Source organism: Buttiauxella izardii, assembly GCF_003601925.1.
Classification (GTDB): Bacteria; Pseudomonadota; Gammaproteobacteria; order Enterobacterales; family Enterobacteriaceae; genus Buttiauxella; species Buttiauxella izardii.
Genome location: NZ_QZWH01000058.1, coordinates 1 through 4,133 on the forward strand (window position 1 = coordinate 1; position 4,133 = coordinate 4,133).

The window sequence follows — 4,133 nt, forward strand, 5'->3', positions numbered from 1 at the left end:
GTGGCCACCCTAAGTCGTTCACCGGTGCAGTGGCTATATAAAACACTGAACATCGGGTGAACGGAACTGCCCCACTACTCACAGAGATGTGACTAAGAGACAGCCAGGGGGTGAGGCCTCCTCCCCTCAAATATTGGTCCTACCAATCCCTTCCAAAATGTGACTCCCTCACCCTTAATGACAAATTCCACAACACAACCATTGCCAATGATTAACAAAAGATTAACCTTTATGCATTAACTACCCTACATTGCGATATTGGTCCTACCAATTAAGCAAATAATAATAAGCACATCACGTTCTGGAGAGTCCTGCATGCAAGCCTGGCAACAAGTCTACGACCCCGCAGGTAACATTTGGCTATCAAGTCTCATCGCTGCAATTCCGATTATTTTCTTCTTCTTCGCGCTGATTAAATTGCGCATGAAAGGCTACACCGCCGCCACCATCACGGTTGGGCTGGCGTTGCTCGTGGCACTGTTGTTCTATCGCATGCCGGTTGACCGCGCCTTGTCATCAGTGGTTTACGGCTTCTTCTACGGCCTGTGGCCGATTGCGTGGATTATTATCGCCGCCGTTTTCGTCTACAAAATCTCGGTCAAAACCGGGCAGTTCGACATTATCCGCTCGTCGATTCTTTCCATCACGCCAGACCAACGCCTGCAAATGCTGATTGTCGGTTTCTCGTTTGGCGCGTTTCTGGAAGGGGCCGCAGGGTTCGGCGCACCGGTCGCAATTACTGCCGCGCTGCTGGTTGGCCTCGGTTTTAACCCGCTCTACGCCGCCGGTTTATGCCTGATTGTGAACACCGCCCCTGTCGCCTTTGGCGCAATGGGTATTCCGATTATTGTTGCAGGCCAGGTGACCGGGCTGGACAGTTTTGAAATCGGACAAATGGTGGGCCGCCAACTCCCGTTCCTGACGATGATCGTGCTGTTCTGGATTATGGCGATTATGGACGGCTGGCGCGGTGTTAAAGAGACGTGGCCGGCGGTGATTGTGGCGGGCGGTTCGTTTGCCATCGCGCAATTCCTTAGCTCCAACTTCTTAGGCCCGGAACTGCCGGACATTATTTCTTCCCTGGTTTCTCTGGTTTGTTTGACCGCTTTCTTGCGCGTCTGGAAGCCGGTTCGCATTTTCCGCTTTGGCGATGTTGGCGCGTCAGTCACCGATCAGACGCTGGCTCGCAAAAACTACACCGCCGGCCAGGTGGTTCGCGCCTGGATGCCATTCCTGTTCCTGACCGCCACCGTAACGCTATGGAGCATTCCGCCGTTTAAAGCGCTGTTCGCACCGGGCGGCGCACTGGCCGATTGGGTGTTCAACGTTTCTGTGCCGTTCCTCGACAAAATGGTCGCGAAAATGCCGCCGGTTGTGGCGGAAAGCATGGCCTACGCGGCGGTATATAAATTTGACTGGTTCTCCGCGACCGGCACCGCGATTCTGGTGGCGGCGTTGATTTCCATCGTTTACCTGCGCATGAAGCCGAAAGCGGCTATCGAAACCTTTGGCGAAACGCTCAAAGAATTAGCGCTGCCGATTTACTCCATCGGCATGGTATTGGCCTTCGCGTTTATCTCTAACTATTCCGGTCTTTCGGCAACCCTCGCACTGGCGCTGGCGCATACCGGCCATGCGTTTACTTTCTTCTCGCCGTTCCTCGGCTGGCTTGGCGTATTCCTGACGGGTTCTGACACTTCGTCTAACGCCCTGTTTGCCGCGTTACAGGCCACGACAGCCCAACAAATTGGCGTGTCTGATTTGCTACTGGTTGCCGCCAACACCACCGGTGGCGTGACCGGGAAGATGATTTCGCCGCAGTCCATCGCTATCGCCTGCGCCGCCGTTGGCCTGGTCGGTAGGGAATCGGACTTATTCCGCTTCACCGTCAAACACAGCCTGATCTTCACCTGCATGGTGGGCGTTATCACCACGCTTCAGGCCTATGTCTTAACCTGGATGATCCCTTGATGACCACACAGCCGCGCCTGGCCGACCATTTAGTCGAGCGCGTAAAAGCATTAATTAGCGAGCGTAAACTGGAGGCGGGCAAGCGATTGCCCGCTGAACGCCAGCTTGCGGCGGAGATGGGCGTTTCGCGCTCATCCATTCGCGAAGCCATTCAAAAACTGATTAGTGAAGGCATTTTGATTAGCCGTCGCGGCGGCGGCACTTTTGTGCGTTACGAAGTGCAGGCCTGGTCGGAACAACGCATTGTTCAGCCGCTCAAAACGCTGGTCGAAAATGACCCCAATTATCGTTTCGACATTTTAGAAGCGCGCCACGCGATAGAAGCCAGTACCGCGTGGTACGCCGCCATGCGAGCGACGCCCGCCGACAAAGAAAAGCTGATTGCCTGTTTTGATGCCACGGTGAAATTCAAAGAGAGCGATGACCCGGATTTGGCCGCACAGGCTGACGTGCGCTTTCACTTGGCGATTGCCGAAGCCTCGCACAACATCGTGCTGCTCCAGACGATGCGCGGCTTTTTCGATTTGCTGCAATCCTCCGTGATGCACAGCCGCCAGCGCATGTACACCGTTCCGGCGATTTTTGCCGGGCTCACCGAACAGCATAGCGAACTGTTGCAGGCCATTCTGGCAGGCGACCCGGAACGTGCTCGCACAGCCGCAAAAACACACCTCGGGTTTGTCCATACCACTATCAAAAATCTGCACGAAGACGAAGCCCGACAGGCACGAATTAGCCGCCTGCCGGACGAAGACACCGACGTAATAAGGGACGAAAACCCATGATTATTTCTGCTGCAACTGACTACCGCGCAGCGGCAAAGCGCATTTTGCCGCCCTTCCTGTTCCACTACATTGACGGCGGGGCGTATGCCGAACACACGCTGCGCCGCAATGTTGAAGATCTCGCAGAAGTGGCGCTAAAACAGCGCGTTTTAAAAAACATGTCTGCGCTAAGTCTGGAAACCAAACTGTTTAACGAAACGCTATCGATGCCAGTCGCACTTGCGCCCGTTGGCCTGTGCGGAATGTACGCGCGCCGTGGCGAAGTCCAGGCAGCAAAAGCGGCGGCGGCGAAAGGCATTCCGTTTACGCTTTCTACTGTTTCCGTCTGCCCGATTGAAGAAGTCGCCCCGGCAATTGACCGCCCGATGTGGTTCCAGCTTTATGTTTTAAAAGACCGTGGCTTTATGCGTAATGCGCTGGAGCGCGCCAAAGCAGCGGGTTGTTCGACGCTGGTGTTTACCGTCGATATGCCCACACCCGGCGCACGTTACCGCGATGCTCACTCGGGCATGAGCGGGCAACACGCCGCGCTGCGCCGCTACTGGCAATCCGTCACGCATCCACAATGGGCGTGGGATGTCGGCGTCAACGGTCGTCCGCACGATTTAGGGAACATTTCAACGTACCTTGGCAAACCAACCGGGCTTGAAGATTACATTGGCTGGCTGGCGAATAACTTCGACCCGTCAATTTCCTGGAGCGACCTGGAGTGGATCCGTGAATTCTGGGACGGCCCGATGATCATCAAAGGCATTCTCGACCCGGAAGATGCCAAAGATGCGGTGCGTTTTGGGGCCGACGGCATTGTGGTTTCCAACCACGGTGGCCGCCAGCTCGATGGCGTGCTCTCGTCCTGCCGCGCCCTGCCCGCCATTGCCGATGCGGTAAAAGGCGATATCGCTATTCTTGCCGACAGCGGAATCCGCAACGGCCTGGACGTGGTGCGCATGATTGCGCTGGGTGCCGACACTTGTCTGCTGGGACGCGCCTATTTGTACGCGCTGGCAACCCACGGCCAGGCTGGCGTGGCGAACTTGCTGAACTTAATCGAGAAAGAAATGCGCGTGGCAATGACGCTGACGGGCGCGAAATCTATCGCCGAAATCACCCCGGAACTGCTGGTGCGTGAAGGTCTGAAAGATATTCTTTCGCCGCAAGGAATGGCGGTTGGGTTTTAGAAAGAGAAAAGCTCGCTACATTAGTAAATGTGGCGAGCCTGTTGTTTGCTAACTATCAGTTGAGTTTGTAGGGTGGATAAGCCGCCTGGCGTCATCCACCATTTGCGCCAGTTATGTCGGATGACGCTGGCTGTACGACCGGCCACATAGGTTACAGATCAGACCGGCCACACAGGTAACACATTCTGCCTAATCTATC

At 55.4% G+C, this 4,133-nt stretch carries 3 protein-coding genes; all 3 read left to right on the top strand.

Translation table 11 applies throughout. The annotated features are described in order from the left end of the window. Nucleotides 1–315 precede the first annotated feature (315 nt). From lldP to lldD, 3 genes are read left to right on the top strand one after another with little or no spacing between them, the layout of a single operon-like run. Nucleotides 316–1,971 (top strand): L-lactate permease, encoded by a 1,656-nt coding sequence (lldP, locus tag D6029_RS20370; protein WP_120066511.1) that lies wholly within the window; start codon nt 316–318, stop codon nt 1,969–1,971. After that, nucleotides 1,971–2,756 (top strand): transcriptional regulator LldR, encoded by a 786-nt coding sequence (gene lldR, locus D6029_RS20375; protein WP_120066512.1) that lies wholly within the window; start codon nt 1,971–1,973, stop codon nt 2,754–2,756. Before lldP ends, lldR begins: the two co-directional genes overlap by 1 nt. After that, the gene (gene lldD, locus D6029_RS20380; RefSeq protein WP_120066513.1) at nt 2,753–3,934 is read left to right on the top strand and encodes an FMN-dependent L-lactate dehydrogenase LldD; all 1,182 of its coding nucleotides are present in this window, start codon (nt 2,753–2,755) and stop codon (nt 3,932–3,934) included. The genes lldR and lldD overlap by 4 nt, the downstream gene beginning before the upstream one ends. Nucleotides 3,935–4,133: the final 199 nt, after the last annotated feature.